The 21697-nt window shown below is 60.6% G+C and carries 21 protein-coding genes; 6 read left to right on the forward strand and 15 right to left on the reverse strand.

Translation table 11 applies throughout. From position 1 onward, the window contains the following. Positions 1–198 precede the first annotated feature (198 nt). A complete protein-coding gene (locus ACQKPC_RS27135) occupies positions 199–1440 on the forward strand; it encodes a M20/M25/M40 family metallo-hydrolase (protein WP_427627622.1) in 1242 nt (413 codons plus the stop codon). 192 nt (positions 1441–1632) lie between these two features. Here ACQKPC_RS27135 and ACQKPC_RS27140 read toward each other — a convergent pair whose 3' ends face one another. The 8 genes from ACQKPC_RS27140 to ACQKPC_RS27175 form a co-directional block, all read right to left on the reverse strand. Next, positions 1633–2502 carry an isocitrate lyase/PEP mutase family protein gene (locus ACQKPC_RS27140; protein ID WP_427627624.1) on the reverse strand — a complete coding sequence of 290 codons (870 nt, stop codon included), beginning with the start codon at positions 2500–2502 and terminating at the stop codon, positions 1633–1635. 228 nt (positions 2503–2730) lie between these two features. Further along, the gene (gene astA, locus ACQKPC_RS27145; protein ID WP_427627626.1) at positions 2731–3765 is read right to left on the reverse strand and encodes an arginine N-succinyltransferase; all 1035 of its coding nucleotides are present in this window, start codon (positions 3763–3765) and stop codon (positions 2731–2733) included. Positions 3766–3826: 61 nt separating this feature from the next. Further along, entirely contained in the window at positions 3827–4843 is a 1017-nt protein-coding gene (locus ACQKPC_RS27150) for an arginine N-succinyltransferase (RefSeq protein ID WP_427627628.1), read from the reverse strand. A gap of 119 nt (positions 4844–4962) precedes the next feature. Beyond that, positions 4963–6324 carry an APC family permease gene (locus tag ACQKPC_RS27155; protein WP_008073256.1) on the reverse strand — a complete coding sequence of 454 codons (1362 nt, stop codon included), beginning with the start codon at positions 6322–6324 and terminating at the stop codon, positions 4963–4965. Between the two features lie 57 nt (positions 6325–6381). Next, complete coding sequence (locus tag ACQKPC_RS27160) at positions 6382–7134, reverse strand: N-formylglutamate amidohydrolase (RefSeq protein WP_427627630.1); 753 nt, start codon at positions 7132–7134, stop codon at positions 6382–6384. Then, entirely contained in the window at positions 7118–8449 is a 1332-nt protein-coding gene (locus ACQKPC_RS27165) for a glutamine synthetase (protein WP_427627632.1), read from the reverse strand. Before ACQKPC_RS27165 ends, ACQKPC_RS27160 begins: the two co-directional genes overlap by 17 nt. Next, a complete protein-coding gene (locus ACQKPC_RS27170; protein WP_008073253.1) occupies positions 8446–9090 on the reverse strand; it encodes an isochorismatase family cysteine hydrolase in 645 nt (214 codons plus the stop codon). The genes ACQKPC_RS27165 and ACQKPC_RS27170 overlap by 4 nt, the downstream gene beginning before the upstream one ends. 2 nt (positions 9091–9092) lie before the next feature. Beyond that, entirely contained in the window at positions 9093–9947 is an 855-nt protein-coding gene (locus ACQKPC_RS27175; protein WP_427627634.1) for a MurR/RpiR family transcriptional regulator, read from the reverse strand. 496 nt (positions 9948–10443) lie between these two features. On the opposite strand from ACQKPC_RS27175, the gene ACQKPC_RS27180 reads away from it, so the two are divergent. Both ACQKPC_RS27180 and cobF read left to right on the forward strand, forming a co-directional pair. Then, complete coding sequence (locus ACQKPC_RS27180; protein ID WP_427627636.1) at positions 10444–11016, forward strand: histidine phosphatase family protein; 573 nt, start codon at positions 10444–10446, stop codon at positions 11014–11016. Next, positions 11016–11771 (forward strand): precorrin-6A synthase (deacetylating), encoded by a 756-nt coding sequence (cobF, locus tag ACQKPC_RS27185; protein WP_427627638.1) that lies wholly within the window; start codon positions 11016–11018, stop codon positions 11769–11771. Before ACQKPC_RS27180 ends, cobF begins: the two co-directional genes overlap by 1 nt. A 124-nt stretch (positions 11772–11895) precedes the next feature. Here the strand turns inward: cobF and ftrA are convergent, their stop codons facing one another. Further along, the gene (gene ftrA / locus ACQKPC_RS27190) at positions 11896–12870 is read right to left on the reverse strand and encodes a transcriptional regulator FtrA (protein WP_427627640.1); all 975 of its coding nucleotides are present in this window, start codon (positions 12868–12870) and stop codon (positions 11896–11898) included. Positions 12871–12971: 101 nt separating this feature from the next. On the opposite strand from ftrA, the gene ACQKPC_RS27195 reads away from it, so the two are divergent. Then, the gene (locus ACQKPC_RS27195) at positions 12972–13406 is read left to right on the forward strand and encodes a rhodanese-like domain-containing protein (protein WP_427627642.1); all 435 of its coding nucleotides are present in this window, start codon (positions 12972–12974) and stop codon (positions 13404–13406) included. A gap of 191 nt (positions 13407–13597) precedes the next feature. On the opposite strand, the gene ACQKPC_RS27200 is transcribed toward ACQKPC_RS27195, so the two are convergent. Continuing rightward, positions 13598–14242, reverse strand: a complete 645-nt coding sequence (locus tag ACQKPC_RS27200; RefSeq protein WP_427627644.1) for a type 1 glutamine amidotransferase — start codon at positions 14240–14242, stop codon at positions 13598–13600. A gap of 309 nt (positions 14243–14551) precedes the next feature. Here ACQKPC_RS27200 and ACQKPC_RS27205 point away from each other — a divergent pair, with 309 nt between their 5' ends. Next, entirely contained in the window at positions 14552–15331 is a 780-nt protein-coding gene (locus tag ACQKPC_RS27205; protein WP_427627646.1) for an ABC transporter substrate-binding protein, read from the forward strand. A gap of 186 nt (positions 15332–15517) precedes the next feature. Continuing rightward, positions 15518–16234 (forward strand): alpha/beta hydrolase, encoded by a 717-nt coding sequence (locus ACQKPC_RS27210; protein WP_427627648.1) that lies wholly within the window; start codon positions 15518–15520, stop codon positions 16232–16234. A gap of 11 nt (positions 16235–16245) precedes the next feature. Here the strand turns inward: ACQKPC_RS27210 and ACQKPC_RS27215 are convergent, their stop codons facing one another. The 5 genes from ACQKPC_RS27215 to ACQKPC_RS27235 all read right to left on the reverse strand — a co-directional run bounded on the left by ACQKPC_RS27215 (position 16246) and on the right by ACQKPC_RS27235 (position 21563). Then, positions 16246–16833: a hypothetical protein gene (locus tag ACQKPC_RS27215; RefSeq protein ID WP_427627650.1), complete on the reverse strand. Its 588-nt coding sequence runs from the start codon at positions 16831–16833 to the stop codon at positions 16246–16248. A 137-nt stretch (positions 16834–16970) separates the two neighbouring features. Further along, positions 16971–18773 (reverse strand): B12-binding domain-containing radical SAM protein, encoded by a 1803-nt coding sequence (locus ACQKPC_RS27220; protein WP_427627652.1) that lies wholly within the window; start codon positions 18771–18773, stop codon positions 16971–16973. 27 nt (positions 18774–18800) lie between these two features. After that, positions 18801–19715, reverse strand: coding sequence for an aromatic amino acid exporter YddG (gene yddG / locus ACQKPC_RS27225; protein ID WP_063340282.1), 915 nt, complete (start codon positions 19713–19715; stop codon positions 18801–18803). 103 nt (positions 19716–19818) lie between these two features. After that, the gene (locus tag ACQKPC_RS27230; protein ID WP_427627654.1) at positions 19819–20661 is read right to left on the reverse strand and encodes a helix-turn-helix domain-containing protein; all 843 of its coding nucleotides are present in this window, start codon (positions 20659–20661) and stop codon (positions 19819–19821) included. 104 nt (positions 20662–20765) lie between these two features. Beyond that, positions 20766–21563 carry a hypothetical protein gene (locus ACQKPC_RS27235; protein ID WP_427627656.1) on the reverse strand — a complete coding sequence of 266 codons (798 nt, stop codon included), beginning with the start codon at positions 21561–21563 and terminating at the stop codon, positions 20766–20768. Between the last annotated feature and the right edge of the window lie 134 nt (positions 21564–21697).

Here is a 21697-nt window from a genome sequence, read left to right on the forward strand (position 1 = left end):
TGCACGGGTCGTATTTGCACTGCTGAAAGGGCAGAGTGAATACCAAGCGAAAACGGGTTGAGGGCTTCCCCTCAACCATAGAATCTCCCACAGGGGATGTGTGGTCATTCAGGTTTGTAGGTGTCGCATCCGGTGTAGAGCCTTGCGTCGTAGTCAGGTAGGGTATTTTCGACCCCGACACGAAACAAGGATCGATTCATGACGTTCAAACGCTCTCGCTCCCTCCTGGCCACCAGCCTTGGCCTGACCCTCGCCCTCGGCGCCTTCACCCCTACAGCCTTCGCCGAACCCCATAAACAAGTCCTCGCCGATGCCGAACAGTACAAAGGTGAAGCCCTGAAACTGCTGGAACGGTTGGTGAACATTGACTCCGGCTCCGGTTATGAGCCGGGCCTGACCCAGGTGAGCGACATCGCCATCGAAGAGTTGAAGAAACTCGGTGCCACTATCGAACTCGTGCCCAACACTCCGGACAAGAGCAACCATGTGCTGGCCACGCTCAAAGGCACCGGCACGGCGAAAATCCTGCTGATGGCGCACATGGACACCGTGTTCAAGGAAGGCTCCGCCGCCGCGCGCCCGTTCCACATCAAGGACGGCCGCGCCTACGGGCCGGGCGTGATGGACGACAAGGGCGGCATCGTCGCCGGGATCTATGCACTGAAGGTCCTGAAAAACCTTGATTTCAAGGATTACGCGCAGATCACCTTCCTGCTCGACGCCAGCGAAGAAACCGGCTCGGACGTCGCCACCCATCTGATCAAGAACACCGCCAAGGCCCACGACGTAACACTCAACCTCGAACCGGGCCGCCCGGCGGATGGTTTGGTGGTATGGCGCAAAGGCAGCGCCACCGCCGTGGTTGAGGTCAAGGGCAAGGCATCTCACGCTGGCGTCGCGCCGGAACTGGGACGTAACGCGGCCATGGAAGCCGCGCACCAGATCCTGCAACTCGGCAAACTGGGGGATGCGCAGAAGAAAACCACCATTAACTTTACCGTGCTCAATGCTGGCGATCGCACCAACGTGATTCCGGATCAGGCCACCGCCAAGGCTGACGTGCGGGCAGCGGTGCCGGAAGAGTTCGACCGGATCGAGAAGGACCTGGCGCGAGTCTCCAAGGACAAGCTGATTCCCGAGACTGAAGTGACCACTACCCTTAAACGCGGCTTGCCACCGATGCCGCAAACGGCGGAGTCGGATCGCTTGATGGCCATCGCCCAGGGGATTTACGGCGAAATTGGCCGTAAGCTGACGGAAGAAGGCAGCGGCGGGGCGGCGGATGCCAGCCTCTCGGCCGGGGTGGGTACGCCGACGCTGGATGGGTTCGGGATTGTCGGCGGCAATATCCATACCCCCGAGGAATACGCCGAGGTCGAGAGCGTGGCGCCACGGATTTATCTGCTGTCGCGGATGATTATGGAATTGACCAGGAAGTAATCGGCCAGATCATTCCTTGATGTGGGGCCGGCTCCCTGTGGCGAGGGGGCTTGCCCCCGTTCGGCTGCGCAGCAGTCGTAATCCAGACGACTCGGTGGGGCTGAAAGAATGCAGGGGCCGCTTCGCGCCCCAACGGGGGCAAGCCCCCTCGCCACAGGGGCCAGATGTCACACCATCATTTCCGCCGAACCCTCACTCTTTGACGCTCATATATTCCTTCGCCCAAACGATGTATTCCTCAGGCTGCGTGTACGTATGCGTCAGTTCAGTCGCGCTCAGATCCGATGCCTGGGTGAAGATCTGGCGTTGTTCGCGCAGGCTGTCATAAGTCGCCTTGATCGCCGCGAAGTACGCACCATGCCCGTCGATGGTGACGCGCACACCCAGTTCGGCCAGGCGATTGTCGTCGCGCAGCAACGGGTTGCCATAGGTGACCAGCATCAGCGGTACGCTCAGGTGCTCGGCGATTTGTTCGAGGTGGTCGAAGTCCCGCACGCCCACCATACAAATCCCGTCCGCCCCGGCCTGTTGGTATTGCTTGGTGCGGCTGATGATCTCCTGAACCGGCAGGATCCCGGCATTGGTCCGCGCAATGATCGCCATTTCCGAGTCGACCCGGGCTTCGAGCGCCGCGCGAATCTTGCCGACACCTTCGGCAACCGTGATCAGGTCGGTGGACTTGCGGCCGAATTGCGCCGGCAACAGGGTGTCTTCAATGGTCAGCGCGGCCACGCCGGCGCGTTCGAGTTCGACGATGGTGCGCATGACGTTGAGCGCGTTGCCATAGCCGTGGTCAGCGTCGGCGATCACCGGCAATTGGGCCACACGGCCGATGCGGGTAGCCTGCTCGGCGAACTCGCTCAGAGTAATCAAGGCAAAGTCGGGGGCGCCCAACACCTGCAACGACGCGACCGAACCACCGAGGATCCCCACTTCAAAACCCAGATCAGCGGCAATGCGTGCCGACATCGGGTCGAAGACCGACGCGGTGTGATAGCAGGCGTTGGAGGCGAACAGTTGGCGGAAATTACGGCGCAAATCTTGATGAGACAGCCTGGACATATGAGTTCCACCAATACAAAGGAATGGAAGGGCTTGAGCAAAAGTGTCAACGCCGAAGGAACAAAAGGCTATCACGGGGAAGGGTAAAGAATGATGACGAATTTGTCGGCCAAGGGATGCAAGATCAAAGGATCGCAGCCTGCGGCAGCTCCTACAGGATGTTCAACGATCGATGCGGACGGGTGAAGAATGATGTAGGCGCTGCCGAAGGCTGCGATTTTTTTCCGATCACGCCGCCACCGCCTGCTGCTGTCGGTTGCGCAGCGGCACGGCACGCACCGAGTTGCCGGGTTGCAGTTGCAGGCGTTTGGCAGTGAGTCGGTCGACGATCAGGCTGTTGCCGACCAGCCGCGCCTGGGCAGTGGTGATGCGGCAGTTTTCCAGGCGGCGGTTGTGGATCAACCATATTGGCGCCTGGTCGTCGGGCGTGCCGATGGCCAGCTCCAAGCGTTGGCTGTCACGCACCGTGCGGATTCTCGATACCGGGGCTTCGATCACCGGGCCGGCGTCGAAGATGTCGATGTAACCCTTATGAGCAAATCCCTCGGCGGTGAGGATCTTCAGTGCAGGTTCGGTGTTCGGGTGCGGCTTGCCGATCACCGCCTGCGCCTGTTCGGTGAGCAGGCAGGTGTAGAGCGGCTGGCGCGGCATCAGTTCGGCGATGAATGCTTTGCTGCCAAGCCCCGACAAGTGATCGGCATGGCTGAAATCCATCTTGAAAAAGTGCCGACCCAGGCTGTCCCAGAACGGTGAGCAGCCTTGTTCGTCGGCACTGCCGCGCAGTTCGGCGATAAGCTTGTCGCCGAACAGATGGGGGAACTCGGCAACGAACAGCAGGCGCCCCAGCGACAGCAGTCGACCATTATTGCCATGACGTTGATCGTGTCGCAGAAACAGCGAACAGATTTCCGATTGGCCGGTCATTTCGTTGTTCAGGAACAACGTAGGGATCTGGCGCGCAATACCCAGGTCCGGCGAGGAGCTGACCGTGAGCCCCACCCGGTAGTTGTACCAGGGCTCCCGCAGGCCGACAGCCCCCACCAGGGCACTGACGCCGACCACTTGTTGATCGTCGTCCTCAAGCACGAACAGGTAATCGGCGTCCGCACGCTCGACCTGTTCGGCAAAGGTGCGCTGGGCCCAGCGTACACGGTGGGTCAGGCGCTCTTCACTGGCCGGCAGGGTGGTGAACCCGGGGCCGGCCCGTTGCACCAGATCAAGCAAGGCGGGCAGGTCGGTGACTTGAACCGGGCGGACAATCATGATGCAACTCCTTCTTCGCGCTTGTTCGGGCGCTGTCGTTGGGCACGGGGCCGGTGGCGGCTCACAGGGCGATCAACCGGATTGCGCTGGTGTCGGTCACATTCAGGGCCGCGCACATCTCGGCGCTCAAGGCCACGGGTTGCCCGGCGTGGTAGTCCAGTTCGGCAACGATTGCGCGGTAGTCCTTCAACGAATCGTTGCTCACCAAGTAACTGCCGCGCGCATCGATGGCTGAGTCAGGATGCACCGTGCCGATCTGGCTCTGGGCGATGGAGCGAATGCTCGAGGTGCGTGCGTACAGCGTCGGGCCAGCGTCGAACAGGTCGATGTAGCTGTTGGTCTCGAAGCCTTCGCGTTCAAGAATGTCGAAGGCCTCTTGACCGTCAGGATGAATCCGGCCGATACAGGCCTGTGCCGCTGGCGGCAGCATCGGCACGTAAATCGGGTATTGCGGCATCAGTTCGGCGAGAAACGTCCGGCTCTGCAGACCGCAAAGCCGTTCGGCCTCAACGTACGGCAGGTCGAAGAAATGCTTGCCCAGCGCATCCCAGAACGGTGACTGGCCCTGTTCGTCGCTGTAGCCAACGATTTCGGTGATCACCGCTTCGGCAAAGCGCGCCGTGTGGGCGGCGATGAACAGCAGCCGCGCCCGGGACAGTAATTCGGAAAACCGCGTGCGTTCCAGTGCTGCGTCGATATGGAAACCGCGCAGCAACGTATGGCCACTGAGGTCGTGGCACAACGACAGCGCCGGCACCCCGTGCTCGATGTTCAGCTCCCGTGAGGCGCTGGTGAAATGGCGGTTGCGCAAACTGTAGAACGGCTCGTTGAACCCTGCGGTGGCGAGGATTTCCGAGCAGCCGACAAGATGGCGAGTCGTGAGATTTTCCAGCACGAAGAAATAGTTCTCCGGACCAGGCCCCTGGACGTCTTTTTCGAACGAAGCGCAGGAGGCGAGAATCTTCTCGCGCAGGCGTTCGGTGTCGTCCGGCAAGGACGTGACCCCCACCAGACTGTCGCGCGCCAGTTGCTGCAACTGGGGCAGGTCGGTTAACTCCACCGGGCGTAAGACCAGCATGGATGTACTCCTGTATCAAAGGGTTCGGCGATTTGCACCGAACCTGACTATCACTGTCGGTTTCCACGCTTGAAATCGGCAGTCGCCTGAATTCATGTCAGACGCTGCCCTTTTTCTTGTCAGCCATTGCTTGGGTCGGTGCTCGGATCAGGCAGCGCCGTGCTGGCACCCAGTTTGTTGAGGAAGAATAGATAGACCAGCCCCAAGGCAATCCAGATCAGGCCGAGTTTCTGTGCATCGACGCCCATGTTGTACATGATGGCCGCGACGATGATGAAGCCGATTACCGGGCAGATCAGGTGACGGATCACCTGGCCGGACTTCTGCCGACGCCAGTAATAGTTGATGACGGTCAGGTGCAGCAACATGAAGCCGCTCAGGGCGCCGAAGTTCACCAGGGAGGTGAGGGTGTCCACCGAGTTGATGAACAGGTAGCAGATCACCAGCGACAGCACCGCCACCAGATAGATGCTCAAGTACGGCGTGTTGTGTTTCGGGTGCACCTTGGCCAGCACTTTCGGCAGTTTGCCGTCCCGGGCCATGCCGAACAGCAGGCGCGAAACCGCCGCTTGCGAGGTGATCGCGACGGCTACGCCCCAAGCCAGGGCGGTGGCCACGGCGGTCAAGGTTGCCAGCCAGCTGCCGGCGGCGATTTCGGCAATTTCATAGAACGCAGTGTCGGCGGACTTGAAGCCCAGGCCGGCGGCCAGATCCGTGGCAATCCAGGTCTGCACGACGAAGATCACGCCCATCACCAGCAATGTGATCAGCGCAGCTTTGCCGACGCTGCGGCCAGGGTCGCCCTTGATCTCTTCGGCGAGGGTGGAAATCGCATCGAAACCGAGGAACGACAGCACGGCAATCGACACCGCTTGCATCAGCAAGGCGAAGTTGAAGGTCTCGGGGTTGTACAGCGGCGCCAGGGTCAGTTGACCATTACCGCCGCCGCTGTGCAGGGCATTCCAGGCGTAGAACAGGAAGATCCCCAGCACCACCAGTTGCGCCAGTAGAAAGACGATGTTCATCCGCGCGGTGAAGGTAATGCCCCGCAGGTTGACGAAGGTGGCGCTGACCAGAAAGGCCAGAATGAAGCCGACTTTCGGGATATCCGGGTACAAATGATTCAGCGCCATCGCCGCGTAGACGTAGAGCAGCGGCGGAATCAGCAAATAATCGAGCAGCATCAGCCAACCGGCGATAAACCCGACATGCGGGTTGAGGCCGCGTTGTGCGTAGGAATACACGGAGCCCGCAATCGGAAAGGCCCGGGCCATGCTGCCGTAACTGAGGGCGGTGAACAGCATCGCCACCATGCCGATGATGTAGGCCAGCGGCACCATCCCCGGGGCTTCGGCGTTGACGTAACCATAGACGCCGAACGGGGCGATGGGGATCATGAAGATCATCCCGTACACCACCAGGTCCGTCAGCGACAGGCTACGTTTCAACTCTTGCTTGTAGCCGAATTCTTCTATTTCCATGAAGCCCTTCTCCTTGATTTGAAAGCAGCTGCACGCTGCGAGTTTGAAGCTATTGCTCTACAGCAGTGGCGCCAGATAATCGGTCCAGCGACCGACGTCCTCGGGCGTGCGCAGCAGATCGTTGCGTACCTCGATCAGTACCGAGTCCAGCCCTCGTGCATCGCCGTGAACCGGCACGGTCATGTCACCCAGCGGATCGACCTTGTACGGCTGATTACCCGCGACTTTCAAGGGGTGCCGACTCAACCCGTCAATCACTCGCTGGGCGTACTCCCCGGCCTGTCCGTACAACACGCCGACTTCCAGCGCTCGTGGCTGGCCGTAATATATCGGCGTGAAACTGTGAATCCCCACCACGCGAACCGGCCGACCTTGCGCCACACGGGCGTCGATCAAGGTTTGCAGGCGTGCATGAAACGGCGTGAACAGGCAGTGTCGGCGATAATCGCGGGTGGCCTCGTCCAGATCCCGATTACCCGGCACCTGATAAATTTCGCTCTGCAAAGGAATGCTGTCCGCGGCATGGCGTGGGCGGTTGAGGTCGACCAACAGCCGTGAATAATTGGCCGCCAACAGGGTGGCGCCCAGTGTTTGGGACAAGCCCTCGGCCAGCGCCAGGGCGCCGATGTCCCAGGCGATGTGTTCGCGAGCGGCCTCGTGGCTCAAGCCCAGATCATTCAGCCCGGCCGGGATAAAACGACTGGCATGTTCACACACCAGAATCAGCGGGTGCCCGGAGGCTTCCCGGCTCAGGGTATACGCGGGCTGGGTATAGAGGCCCAGTTCGGCGGATTCAGTACAGGCGCGCATAGTGCTCACAAAGTTCGGCGGGCGAGAGCTGTTCCGTCAGCCTCAGTTCCTCGGTTTTAAGGGCGAAGTAGGTGCCCAGCAAGGCGCTCGGCAGGGCTTCGATCAGCGCCTCGCTGTTGCGCAGGCATTCCAGGGCCTGGGACAGGGACGCGGGCAGGGCGACGATGCCGCGCGCCTGGCGTTGCTCTTCGTTCAGGGAATCGGGGACTTCATCGGTGATCGCGTTCAAGGCCAGGTGCTGCTCGATGCCCAGGCGCCCGGCGATCAGCAACGCGGCCATGGCCAGATGCGGCGAGGCGGTGGCGTCCATGGCGCGAAATTCCAGGTTGTACTGCGCCGCCACGGCTTTGCCGCCCAGGCTCACGGTCGGGCAAATCCGCAGCGCCGCTTCGCGGTTGCGTTGGCCGAGGCAGGCGTAGGAAGCGCTCCAGTGATGAGGCTGCAAGCGTTCGTAGGACACCGGTGTCGGCGCGGTAAAGGCGCAGAGCGCCGGCAAATAATGCAGAACGCCGGCGGCCCAATGCTGGCCGAGGGTCGACAGGCCGTTGCTGGTGCCTGCGTCGTACATCACCGGGTGGCCGGTCAGATTCTGCAGGCTCACGTGCAAATGCACGCCATTGCACACCGCCTGCTCGGAGGTCTTGGGCGCGAAACTCAAGTCCAGGCCCATTTGCCGGGCGATCTCACGGGTGATCTCTCGCAGGTTCACCGCGCGGTCGGCGGCGGCGACGCCGAGGGCGGGGCGGCAGGTGATTTCGTATTGGTGCTTGCCATATTCCGGCAGGAACATCTCCGGCTCCACACCGCCGGCACGCAGTGCACTGAGCAACCAGCCGCCGAACTCGGCGCCCTGGCGCTGCGCCTCAAGAGAGAACGCCAGATGCTCAGCCGCGCCGCTGCCGAGGTTGAATTCATGTTCGAACGCGGCGTTGATCTGCAGTCCCAATTCGCTGCGATAACGCTCCACCTCGTTGTGCAACAACGTACGCGGGCAGGCGCCCCACGGGCGGCCATCGGTTTCGCGAATATCGCCGTGAATGAAGTCCAGCGCCGGGGCATTGGCGTCCGGGCCGTTGTTGACGGTCACACGGCTGCTCATGTCGGGGATCAGCCGCAAGTCGCCATAAGCGCCCCATGGATTGGCGGAAGCGATGATGTCTTGCGGGGTCAAGGCGCTGTTGGCCGGCACCCAGCCGCAGCCCGTCGCTTGATAGGCATCGAGTTCGTCCGTGGGAAAGGAACGGCCGCGCGTCACGCCGATCAGGTCGGTGGTGACGATGGTGGTCATGGGTAATGGCGACAGGCGTTCGCTCATGGCTGCATCTCCTGCAACCGGCCGAGTACGGTCCGGGTGTCGGTGATCCAGCAGTAGCCCTTGATGGCATTCAGGCAGGCGTAATGCCGTTGTTCGGTGTAAGTGGCGCAGGCATCTTCGACCAGCGTCACCAGGTAACCGCGGTCGGCGGCGTCACGCACGGCCATGTCGACGCACTGGTCGGTGACGATGCCGGCGATGATCAGGTGTCGGGTTTCAAGGTTGCGCAGCACGTAATCGATGTTGGTGGAATTGAAGACCCCGGAAGAGGTCTTGGGCAGCACGATTTCGTTTTCGATCGGCGTCAGGTCATCGATGATTCGCGCTTGCGGGCTGCCCTTGGGCAGGTGCATGTCCGAGAGTTTGTGATCCAGCGAACGATCGCGACCATCGGCGGTGAGGCTTTCGATGAGCGTGTGCAGCACGTTTTGTCGTGCATTACGAAAGGCACTGAGCAGCCGGCGTTGATTGGGCACCACTTGCATGTGGGCGCGGGTCAGAAAGTATTCGGCATCCGGCCCGTTGAGGTGCGCGTCGAACTGCGGCTCAAGCCAGGCACGCTGCATGTCCACCAGCAACAGTGCGGTGTGGTCGGTGGCAAACGGCAAATCCCGGGGCGAGTGGTGGGGGAGCGTGAACATCCTTATTTTTCCTCCAGCAGGTGAGTGTCGAAGTCGTTCCGCAGGGCATCGATGCCTTCCAGGCGATCGGCCAGATCGGGGCTGCGCAGTGACAGGCAGGCAACCAGTGCTTCAACCTGAGCCAGCGCCGGAACCATCGAGTCGAAGGCCGACGCCGATTCCACCGGGGCACTGATGATCAGGTCGGCCATTTCTCGTAGCGGTGACGCGTAGATGTCGGTGAACAGCACGACCCGCGTATGTCGGCTCTTCGCGGCATTGGCGACCCGCAGGGCCTGGGACTGGTAGCGGCGATAATCGAACACCAGCACCACGTCCTGACGCTGCACGTCGAACAGCCGGTCCGGCAATTGCGCGTTGTCTTCCAGGGCAAAACAGCCGGGCCGCAGCAGGCGCAGATGGTTGAGCAAATAGTTGGCGAGGAAGCTGCTGAAGCGGCCGCCATAACAATGGATCTGATGGCGGGTGTCGAGCAGCCATTCGATGAGAATTCGTACATCTTCGGGTTGGGTCAGCGCCTGGGTCTCAACCAATGCCCGATGGCTGTTCGCCAGATAATGACCCCAAGGGTCATCTTTATTGAGATGGGCGCGGGGTTGCAACAGGGTACTGGGAGAGCGCAAGCGGTCATCCATGTCGCTGAGCAAGGCTTCCTGAAAGTCAGCATAACCGCTGAAACCAAGCTTCTTTACCAGCCGCACGATGGTCGGGTCGCTGACACCGGCATGTTCGGCCAGACGTGACATCGGGCCCAGCCCGTTACGCGGGTACTGATCCAGCAAGGCACGTATGACTTTGCGTTCCGACGGCGTAAGTTCCAGGCCGGGATCGGTGATCAGGTCTCTGAGAGAGGGCATCCGGGCTCCTGCTGGATGGGTGTGTCGGTTTCGTTTCATAAATTGCTAAAACAGTATTTATGTAACGGGTGCTACATGTCTAGCGAATTTTTCCACGGGTTTTCAAAGCCCCAAATTGGGGCGAAAACCCCGTGCGCCGGGGGCTACGCGGATGTCGACTGGCTTTGTAGGACATCGCCCATGGTTGTGTGAGATATCGCCATTTCTTGGGGGAAATTGGAGACTGTAGGAGCTGTCGAGCCTGCGATCGGCTGCGAATCAGTTGTGAATCGGGTTGACGCGGTCTGCCTGACACACCGCGACTTCTGGTTTTACGACTGCTGCGCAGCCGATCGCAGCCTCGCAGGCTCGACAGCTCCTACAGGGCCGATCGCAGCCACGCGAGCTCGGCAGCTGCTACGAGGAATGCGTTCAGAGTGCGCGCTTCTTGCGGCACAATGACCCGGTTGTTCGCGGCGTCGTGCCGTTTTCCATCCTATCGACAGAGTGATCTTCCGTGCAGGCGACCCGCTTGACCCTGATGTGCCACGCTCGAACCGTCGCACAAAAATTGGCGCGTTTTCCTACGAATGAGCCGTTGGAAATGGATTGGCAATCGGCGAAGGGTTCGCGTTGCCGCCAGTTCAAGGGCACCCCCCGTTTGCTCTGTGGCCCGGAACTGCGGACCCGGCAAACCGCTGAGCTGTTTGGCCACGACGTGGAGATTGTCACGGCACTGGCAGATTGCGATTTCGGACGCTGGAAAGGCACGTCGATCGACGACCTGCAAACATCCGAACCCGAGACGCTCCAGGCCTGGCTCAATGACCCGACCTCGGCACCCCACGGTGGAGAATCGGTGGCACAACTCGGTGAACGGGTGGCTGCGTGGTTGAATAGCCTTGAGGCGACGCCGGGGCATATCGTTGCCATCACCCATCCTTTTGTCATCCGCGCCGCACTGATGCAGGTGTTGCAGGGCGTAGCGTTCAACCAGATCGACGTCGAACCGTTGTCGGCCATCGAATTGCGGTTCAACGGTCGCTGGCGACTACGCTTGATGGGCACGGACCCTGAGGGAACACATTGATGAAAAAACTTCTGGTCATCGGTGTCGGCGCCGGCAACCCCGACTACATCACGATGCAGGCGGTGAAGGCGCTGAACCGCGTCGATGTGTTTTTCCTCATGGACAAGGGCCAGAGCAAAGACAAACTGATCGACCTGCGCCGCGAGCTCTGTGAGCGCTACATTACCGATCGCGACTACCGCTTCGTTGAAGCCCACAGCCCGGAGCGGGAGCGCGGGGATGTGGACTACAAGGCCAGCGTCGAAGATCTGAACCGCGCCAAGCAGCAGACCTTCGAGCGGTTGATCAACGAGGAAATGACTGACAATCAGTGCGGCGGTTTTCTGGTGTGGGGCGATCCCGCGTTGTACGACAGCACCATTCGGATTCTGCAGGCGATTCTGGCGTCAGGCCGGTGTGTGTTCGAGTTCGAGGTAATTCCCGGAATCACCAGCGTGCAGGCGTTGGCGGCGCAACATAAGGTGCCGCTGAATCGCATCGGGCGCTCGATTGAAATCACCACCGGCCGGCGGTTGGCGGCGGGGCAGGTGAGTGATGCCGACAGCCTGGTGGTGATGCTGGATGCGCAAGATGCCTACCATCAGGTGGCCGATCAGGAGACGGAGATTTACTGGGGGGCTTACCTGGGGACGCCGGATGAAATCCTGATCAGTGGCAAGCTCAAGGATGTCGCCGATGAGATTGAACGGGTGCGTAAGGCGGCGCGGCTGGCGCATGGGTGGATTATGGATACCTATCTGTTGCGCAAGCCTTGAGAAAACTGGTGTCTGGACTGGCCTCATCGCGAGCAGGCTCGCTCCCACATTAGACCGCGACCGTCCAGACCACTCGGTCAACTGTGGGAGCGAGCCTGCTCGCGATGAGGCCCTCAAAAACACCTCAAAAAATCGCCTTTACCTCACGCCCAAACCGCTCCCGATACACCGACGGCGGCACGCCGACCACGCTGCGAAACGCCACCCGGAAACTCTCCACCGAACGATACCCACAGCGCTGGGCAATCTGCTCGGTGTTCTGGCGGGTGCTCTCCAACAATTCGCGGGCCCGGGCCAGGCGCTCATGCTGCAACCATGCCTTGGGCGGCAGGCCGCTGGCTTCGGTGAACCGCCGCAGGAACGTGCGTTCACTCATGGCCGCTTCGCTGGCCAGGTCGCGAACTTCCAGCGGTTCGTGCAGACGTTCCCGCGCCCACTGCATGACCCGCGACAGATCGCTGCGTGGCGTGGAGCTGACCGGTGACGGAATGAACTGCGCCTGGCCGCCGGTGCGTTGCGGCGACATCACCAAGCGCCGCGCCACCGAGTTGGCCACCTGAGTGCCGAAATCCCGCGCGACCAGGTGCAGGCAGGCATCAATGCCGGCGGCGCTGCCGGCCGAGGTGATCAATTGCCCGGAATCGACATACAGCACGTCCGGGTCCACCTGTATGTCCGGAAAACGTTCGGCCAGTTCCGCGGTGTAGCGCCAATGCGTCGTGGCGCCGTGACCGTCAAGCAAACCGGCGGCCGCCAGTACAAATACCCCGGAACAGATCGACAGCAATCGCGCGCCCCGGGCATGGGCCTGGCGCAGGGCGGCGAGCAAGGGTTCAGGCACCGCCGCGCTGCGGTCGCGCCAGCCGGGGATGATAATGGTCCGCGCCTCTTCCAGCAGTTCCATCCCGCCGTCGGCCAGCACCTGAATGCCGCCCATGGCACGCATCGGCCCTTGGTCGACGGCAACGATGCGATGCTCGTACCAAGGGAAATCGAACTCCGGCCGCGCCAGGCCGAAGATCTCCACGGCGATGCCGAATTCGAAAGTGCAGAGGCCGTCATAGGCCAGAATCGCGACCAATCCAGGGGTGGGCTGCATTTGGCGGAAAATTCCCGGTGAGTGTCTTGTGCGCCACTGTAGCGACAAGCGTAGGGCAGATAAAGTCTTCCCACACCCACCGAGATTTTGGAGTACAGCCCATGCCCAGCCTGGTTCGCGAAATTCCCGCCGCCCCATCTGCCATCGCCCTGATGCATTTCAGCAGCCGTCTGACCTTCGAGACCGATTGTTCCGACGTCTTTGGCAGCCAACAGGCCGGCGAGGTGGATTTTGTCCTGGTCGACGTGCGCGGACCGTTGGCGTTCGAACGCGGACATGTGCCAGGCTCGATCAACATCCCGGGACGGCTGATCACGGCTGACGGCCTTGCGGCTTATTCAAAGTCCACGCTGTTTGTGGTTTATTGCGCAGGGCCCCACTGCAACGGCGCCAACAAGGCCGCGGTGAAGCTGGCGGCGCTGGGTTACCCGGTCAAGGAAATGATCGGCGGGGTGACTGGGTGGCTGGATGAAGGGTTTGAATTGAGTGTTGCGGTTGCACGCACCACAACGGCGGTCATTGGTTGCGAATGCTGACATTCAGGCACAGGTGATCAACTGTGGCGAGGGGGCTTGCCCCCGTTGGGTCGCGAAGCGGCCCCAAACCCTGCCACCTCATTTTGTCGGGCACACCGCATTAACCGGTTTTACGACTGCTTCGCAGCCGAACGGGGCGATGCGGCGTTCCGACAAGCCCCCTCGCCACAAAAGCTCATCAATTCTCAGATTCAGCGATTAGCTGATGAAGCCGCCCACCACTCATCCAGCGTCACCTGCAACCAGCCAAACACGGCTGCATAGGCGGCGCTGTCCTGTGGCCCCCGTGGCAACGGCGACTCTTCGGCAAAGTACTCATTGAGAATTGCCACCGATTCGGCATTCCACTCCGGGTGGAACTGCAACCCCACCCGAGTCGCTCCGACGCGGTACATCTGCTGCTCACACACGTCACTGCTGGCCAGCAATTGCGCATCCTCAGGCAGATCGATCGCGTCTTCGTGCCATTCCAGCACCTTCAGCGTCTGGCCATCCGCAAAGGTCACGGTCGTCCAGCCAGTTTCGGGGCGAGCCATGCGCCGCACATCCCCACCCAGGCTCAACGCCAGCAATTGCGCGCCCAGACAAATCGCAAACACCGCCGCGCCCTGAGCCAGACTCCCCGCCAGCCACTGACGCTCCGCTTCCAGCCACGTCGGCCCGGCGTTGGATTCATAAGGCCCACCCAACAGAATCGCGGGGGCCGCGCTCACCGGCGGCAACTGGCTGAGGTCGGCGCGAAACACGTTCAGCGTAATGCCACGGGCCCGGGCCCATTCGGCAATGGCGCCAGGACCTTCGGCGGGATGATGCTGGATCAGGTTCAACGTGGTCATCACGCTTCTCTTCCGGGGATGGGTTGGCGGGGTCAATGTGCGGCAAAAAAAGCTTCATTGCCAGTGCGACTGTTCGGTCGGAGCACACCCGAAACCGCGTAGGTTTTGTCTGAAGCAAAGGATTGTCCTACAGCCTTTGCACCACCGTGGCGCACGTTTCAAGTACCTTGAATCCCTCGGCTGTTTTTCTGTAAGTATTTGTCGCTTGAACACAATCTGCCCTCCTGAAGCCGCTCTAGACTGCCGGCCACTTCGGTCTTCACTAACCGAAAGCTGCCAAATAAAAGTCTCCGCACACAGGAGTTATAAATGAAGAAGCGAGTGATGTTCGGTGCCCTGGCACTGTCGATGTTGTCCCTGACCGCCATGGCCGATGACGCCAAGCCGATTCGCCTCGGTATCGAAGCCGGCTACCCGCCATTCTCGATGAAAACCCCGGACGGCAAACTCACCGGTTTCGACGTGGACATCGGCGATGCGTTGTGTGAGCAGATGAAAGTGAAGTGCACCTGGGTCGAGCAAGAGTTCGATGGTTTGATCCCGGCCCTGAAGGTCAAGAAAATCGACGCGATCCTGTCGTCCATGACCATCACCGACGATCGCAAGAAGAACGTCGATTTCACCATCAAGTACTACCACACCCCGGCGCGCTTCGTGATGAAGGAAGGCATCGACGTCAAGGATCCGCTGACCGAGCTCAAAGGCAAGAAAGTCGGTGTGTTGCGCGCCAGCACCCACGACCGTTTCGCCACGGAAGTGCTGGTGCCGGCCGGCATCAACCTGGTGCGTTACGGTTCCCAGCAGGAAGCCAACCTGGACATGGTCGCCGGTCGCCTCGACGCGATGCTGGCCGACTCGGTCAACCTGGACGACGGTTTCCTGAAAACCGACGCCGGTAAAGGCTTCGCCTTCGTAGGCCCGACCTATGAAGACGCCAAGTACTTCGGCGGCGGTGCCGGCATCGCCGTGCGCAAGGGTGATAAAGAGCTGGCGGACAAATTCAACACCGCTATCACCGAAATCCGCGCCAACGGCAAGTACAAGCAAGTGCAGGACAAGTACTTCAATTTTGATGTTTACGGCCATTAATACGCCGTAGAAAAAGTGGCCACTGTTGACGCGGTGGCCACTTTTTTTATGCTCTCACTATTGAGATGAGAAACCTGTGGGAGCGAGCCTGCTCGCGATGGCGACTTCAGCAACACCTGAAATGCCCGAGCATGCTTCACAGTGTTAGGCTTTGCCCCGAATCCTGCGCGCTGTGAAGGAAGGTTTATGTTGAAGTTACTCGCTCTGCTCACGCTCCTGGCGTCCACCGCCGTCCACGCTCAAACCCCGCTGCACACCGATCTGCCGCTCAAGTACCTGGAGCAGGCCCATGCTGAATCCCGCAACCAGCCTCTGGTGATTTTCCTGCACGGTTACGGCAGTAACGAGCAGGACCTGTTCGACATCAAGGATCAATTGCCGCCCCAGTACAACTACCTGTCGGTGCGGGCGCCGATGACGTTGGAGGAGGGCAGTTACCAGTGGTTTCGCCAGAAGGGCGAGGGCGCCTACGACGGTGAGACGGCCGACCTGAAGGCCAGCGGCCAGGTGTTGAGGGATTTTGTCGCACAGGCGGCGAAGAAATATCACACCGAAGCGGACAAGGTATTCCTGGTGGGTTTCAGCCAAGGCGCGATGATGTCCTACGAGGTCGCGTTGCGTCATCCCGACGCAGTGGGTGGAATTGCGGCACTGAGCGGGCGAATTCTGCCGGTGCTCGAATCCGAGCTCAAACCGGATGAAAAACGCCTGCAACTGGCAATTTTCATTGGTCATGGCACCGCCGACAAACTCCTGCCCTATAACGACGGTACAGAGGCCGACAGCCTGTTGCAGCGCCTGTCACTCAAGCCCGAGTTTCATGCTTATCCGGGTGTCGGTCACAGTATCAGCGCCACCGAGATGCAGGATTTGAGCGCCTGGTTGCAGCGGCTCAATCCCTGAATCGGTCGGGTTTATTTGCCGCTGACGATTTGTTTCACCAGCGTTTCGTGGCCGGTTTTGTCGTTGGGGCGGGAAATGATCTGAACGATGGCCATGCGCGTGCCGGAAGCAGCCATCAACGTGCTGTCCAGCGTCATGCCGCCGCCCTGGGTGGCGGTGCTGTCGATCTGCCGAAGGCCCAGGCCCGTGCCTTTCTGAGTCAGGCTTTTTTCGCTGGTTTTGTTGAAATCCGGCAAGGCGTTGCGTTGCTCGGTGGCGAACGCGGACACGGTGTTGTCGAGGAATTCACCGTCGTTGTCCTTGACGTTGACGCCGCCGGGGATGGTGTTTTCAGCGGCGATCACCACGGTTTTGGTGGCCTGGTTGGTGTACATCGTACCCGTCGCCCCAGCAGTGCCGGTGGCCGCATCGCCGGCTGGCAGCGGGTTGGCGATGAAACCCTTGGGCAGGGTGAAGGTGAACTTGCCGCCGAGCATCGAGACCTTCTGGGCCGGCGCTTTGTCGCCAGCAGTGGCCTTGGCCGCCTGCGCATTCAAGGCACCCAGGCTGGTAGCCGCCATGAGCAGCAGAACAACGGCTTTTTTACTCAACAATGACATTCAAACTCTCCATGGGATGATCCGCGCTTTGACGGCGATCATCCCATGGAGGTCAGGAAGCACTCCAGCGCGAATGTGCTGACTGGTTACGCAGTACTGGCGAATGAGTTGGTTGTGGCGAGGGGGCAAGCGCTCTCTCAAGCATCCACCGGCCACGTCCCACGCCGCACCATCTCCCTGACCCGATCGGCACCGTTGGCGCGCACCAGCAGTTCCATGCGGGCTTTTTCGATGTCTTCGGCGCTCCACTTCTCCGTGGCCATGGTGGCTTTTTCATGAGACCAGCCGTTGTCGTAGTGGCGGACTACGTATTGCTGCTGGTATTCCCACATTTCAGTGCCCGGAATCGGCGTGACGATAAAGGGATTGGCATAAGCCATACCTGCGCCCATCAGGTTGACGGCGTAGTCGATGGTATTACTGATCTGCCCCAGGCTTTCAATGAACGGTTGCTCACCGGCCGAAGCAGGCGGGTTGACGAAACCGAGCATGAACCCACCGGTGACCTGAATCCCACATTCGGTAAACATCTGAATGATTTCGAAGGTTGCCTGCTGGATGGCGTTGAAGCGTGACTTGTTGGAGTTCACCAGGCTTTCTTCGTTGGCACTCTCCACTGCCAGATAAATGTTGTAGCAGCCGTTCTCGGCGATTGACCGGATGAATGCCTTTGCCGTTAGCCCGCCGCGAATGGCCGCGATGACATTGCGGTAATGGGGGCTTTTGAGTTCCTGTTCGTCGAGTTCGGCCAGAAATTGCTCGCCCTTGTGCAACAGCACCAGATTGAACAAGCTCAGACCACCTTCCTCGACCCAGGGCAGGTTGTGTTTCTTCAATAATTTGCCGACTTCCATGGCGTACAGCGGGTCGTGCATCAGGTGATCGTCTTCGATCAGCACTTCAGTCACGCCCTGTTTGACCAGGTCGGCCAGGTGCAGGTCAAACCAGTCCAGCCCAAGTGCCCGCCAGGGGCCGTTGATCTTGGGGATGTAGCAAAAGTTGCAATTGACGTTGCAGCCGATGGTGGAAAAGATCTGTGCCCAGGCCCCGTTCTTGCGCACCCTGGCCCCGGAGGAGTGATAAGGCTGCAGATAGTTGTTCATATCGAGGAAACTGAAGTCCGGCAGCGGCATCACGCCCAGACGCTCTTCCAGATCCTGCCGGGCCGGGACAATGCTCAAGTAGCTGGATTTGCGTGTCGGGCGAACCAACTGGCCGCTGTAGTTGCGGTAGGCAATACCCGGTACCGCGTCAACATTGCCGGCGTCATGGGTGAGGGCGTCGAGCAACAGGGTGAAGGCACGATCGGCTTCGTTGATCAGCGTGAAATCGAAGGGCGAGTCGAGCAAGACGTTCTGCCAGTCGCCGCTCGAATGCGCGCCACCGGTGACCAGCAGCAAGTCGGGGTCGATGGATTTCACCAGATCGGCCAGCGCCCGTGCGTTGCCCCACTGCACGGTGTAGTTGCACTGGATGCCGACGATGTCCGGCTGGGCGTCTTCGATGATCTTGCGCATCTGCGCGTCGGTGAGGCCATAGCGGATCAAGTGGCCCTGATCGACTGCCACCACTGTCTGTTCCTGAGACCAGCCGGCGAACGGCGCATCGACAATTTGCACGTCGTAACCGGCACGCCTGGCCACCGTGGCGATGCGCAACAGGCCAATGGGCGTACCCGCGCGCTTCATGACTTCGAACGTGTCGATGCCGATATCGGCAAACGCGCTGCCCAGCGGCACCGGTTCGATCAACCGTGTGTAGGGTGGCACGAATAGCAGCACTCGCGGGGCTTCGCCGTTGGCACGACGGCGAATGCCGCTGCGGCTCGATTTCAGTGAAGGCAGCCCCAGGTGCTGGAGTGCAGGTCGATTGGGGGCCACGCTAAAACGTGGCAGGTCGCGTTCAATCCTTACTGTTCCTTCAGAGGCAATCAGGTCCATCTCCACAGCTCCTTTACAACATTGATATCAGGCTTTGGGCTGGCCTGTTCGCGAGGTTGCGATAACGGCGCCGACGATAATCAGTAGGGCGGGAATAATCAGGAACGGGCTGGCATGGCTTTGCCCGATGGCCACCAACAGCAGGGTCGAGATCAGTGGCGCGAGGTACGACAGTGCGCCGAGCATCGACAGGCTGCCGTGCTTGGTCGCGTGATCCCAGGCAAAGAACGCCAGCCCCACTGGCCCCAGACCGAGGCCGACGATGGCCGCCCATTGGCCGGAGTCGGGGGTGACCGAGGTCTCAAACGCCAGATGACAGACCAGACCTGCCACCGCGACCAGGCCGCAGATGCCGCCGATGATGCTGCTTGGCACTTCGTTGAAGCGCCGGTTGATGACCGAGTAGGACGACCAGACCAACGCGCAGGCGAACGCGGCCAGGTAGCCGGCCACCGGCATGTCGGCGACTTCCGCCGAAGCACGCTGCTGCATGATGAATGCGGTCCCGGCCAGCCCCAGCAGCGCACCGAGCAGTTGGCGTTTGCGTAGCTGTTCACCGGCGGTGAAGGCCGAGAGCAGCACAATCAGCAGCGGCCACAAGTAGGCGATCAGGCTGGCCTCGGCGGCTGGAGCGGCTTTGAGGGCGAAAAAATACAGCGCGTGGTAGGCGAAGATCCCGAGAAAACCGACCGCCCAGACCGACCAGGGCTGGTTCCAGCTGCGAAACCCTGCCACACCGCGTCGCCCGAGAATGCACAGACTCGCCACAAACGCGACGCCGAAGCTCAGGGTCAGCAACTGAAAGGGGGGAATGCCTTCAGTAAGGGTGGTCAATAACGCCAGGCAGGACCATAGAAACACTGCGATCACACCGACGGCAGTGGCGGATGTCGCGGTCTTGGCGGACCCAAGTGTTTTGGTTGTCTGCGTCGCTTCGCTCATCTGTGCCTCGTCTGATTCTTCATGTCAGTGAGGCGATGATAGAAAGGTCTGGTGGGGAGGGTATTGACGGAAACTGCTGAAGATTTGTTCAGGCCTGCCGGATTCACGCCAAGCGTGAACTTCTGCGGACGGCGGCCGGGGTGAGGTCACGGTGCTTTTTCAGCGCATGGGTGAGGGCACTCTGATCGGCATAGCCGACCCGATGAGCGATTTCGGTGATCGACAGCGCGGTCTCGCAAAGCAGCTCGATGGCTCTGTTCAGGCGCAAGCTCGCAATGTGCGCGAAAGGTGTGGTCTTCAAGTGCTGATCGAACAACACGTAGAGGCGCCGTTCGCTGGTTCCGGCCACCCGCGCGATGTCCGTGGCGGTGAGCGCGCTGTCCAGGTTGCTTTCGATACAGGCCAGGGCCCGGGCGAGCGTGAACTGGCTGTGATCGGGGATGTTTCTGGAGGGTAGCGTCAGAGAGGACAACAGCAACGTGCTCCAGGATTCGGCCACCTGAGGCGAGCTGATCAGCATCGGCGCGCTGCGGGCGGCGTAATCGAGCAAATGGCGGATTTCCGGGCGCACCGGGAAGAAGAGTTTGTCGACCAGCAGTCTGCTCGACAAATCGATATTCTGCTGCCCGCCGAAAGGCGCCGCTGGCACGTCGAGCACCAAAAAGGTATTAGCCTTCTGCGCCAGAAACGCATGACGCGCACCGGCGGGAATCACCACTCCCTGGCTCCAGTCGACTTTGCCGCCCTGGCCGTCAACCTCGATGTCCATGGCGCCGGACTGCGGTAGCACGACTTGATGGAAGTCGTGATCATGCAGCTCGACCTGACCCGAATACGAACGCAGGGCCAGTGAAACCGATGGGCTATCGTTGCTGCTCATTACGCCTCTCCGTTGGCTGAAGTTCGCATCATGCCTGAGCCACCGAACTCTGTGCCACCCTCGCAATCGTTCAAGAAAAACGGCCTCTTCATGGGGAAAGGACGGGACGCATCATGCCGTAATGCCTGCGGTTTTTGCCGGCGTGATGTCTAACCGCTGAAAAGCCAAGGCTATCCATTCATCTTGCGCAGCTTTCGTGTTCCTGGTGCATTGTTTCCAGATCGCAAAAGCAAGCGTTTCGTGATCAACAACATTCCCATCGATACTCCCACGCCCAAAACAAACCCCTGCCACCCAAACTGCGGTAGCGCAAGCGCCAGCACCAGACAAAACGCCGCAAACGAATACATCCCGGTCGCCGTTGCCCTGAGCAACGCCGCGGTAAACGCCGGCCCGCGAGTTTGCTGGGAAAACACCGCCATCACACTGCCCAGCACCGGGAATACCGCGAGCAACCCGCTCCAGCGCTCGCCGACGGTGCTGGCCAGCAACGTCACAGCCAATGTGAGCAGGGCGCCGGCCATCATGCGCAGCAGCAGTTTGTCGGACTTCGGCGTCGGGCCTGAAACGATAGGTTGCACCGAGGGAAACAGGTACGGAGCGGCCAGTAATGCGGTGGCGGCCGCGATTACCGAGAACACCAGAGACGGCGGAATCAGCGACAGCACAATAGCCGCCAAGGCCCAGACCAGCAGCGAAATCGTCAGCGTCCACGGCCAGCTCAAGCGTTGTGCAACCTGAGCGTAGGTCACGCAGAAAGCAATCATCGCGAACATTGCCGACAGCGCTGCCGTCGCCGCCTGAGCAGCGAACAGCTGGCCCTGCTCAATGGCGAGGAAGAACAGAATCGGCCCCACCACCACTGGCAACCCCGACAGCCAACCGGCCACACTTGGGCCCCAGCGTTTTCCAGCCAAGGAAATCATTAACAGAAATCCCGGAATCACCAGCAGTTTGAGCATCAGCACCCACGCGTCTCCATTCGGTGTGAGCCGGCCACGTTAGCATTGCGGGCGATGGATTGCTCAGGACGGTTTCTGAGTCGGGAGGTGTCTTGTCTGCCCGGGCCTCTTCGCGAGCAAGCCCGCTCCCACATTGGAAC

The sequence above is a fragment of the Pseudomonas sp. NPDC089918 genome, from assembly GCF_050280605.1.
Taxonomy (GTDB): domain Bacteria; phylum Pseudomonadota; class Gammaproteobacteria; order Pseudomonadales; family Pseudomonadaceae; genus Aquipseudomonas.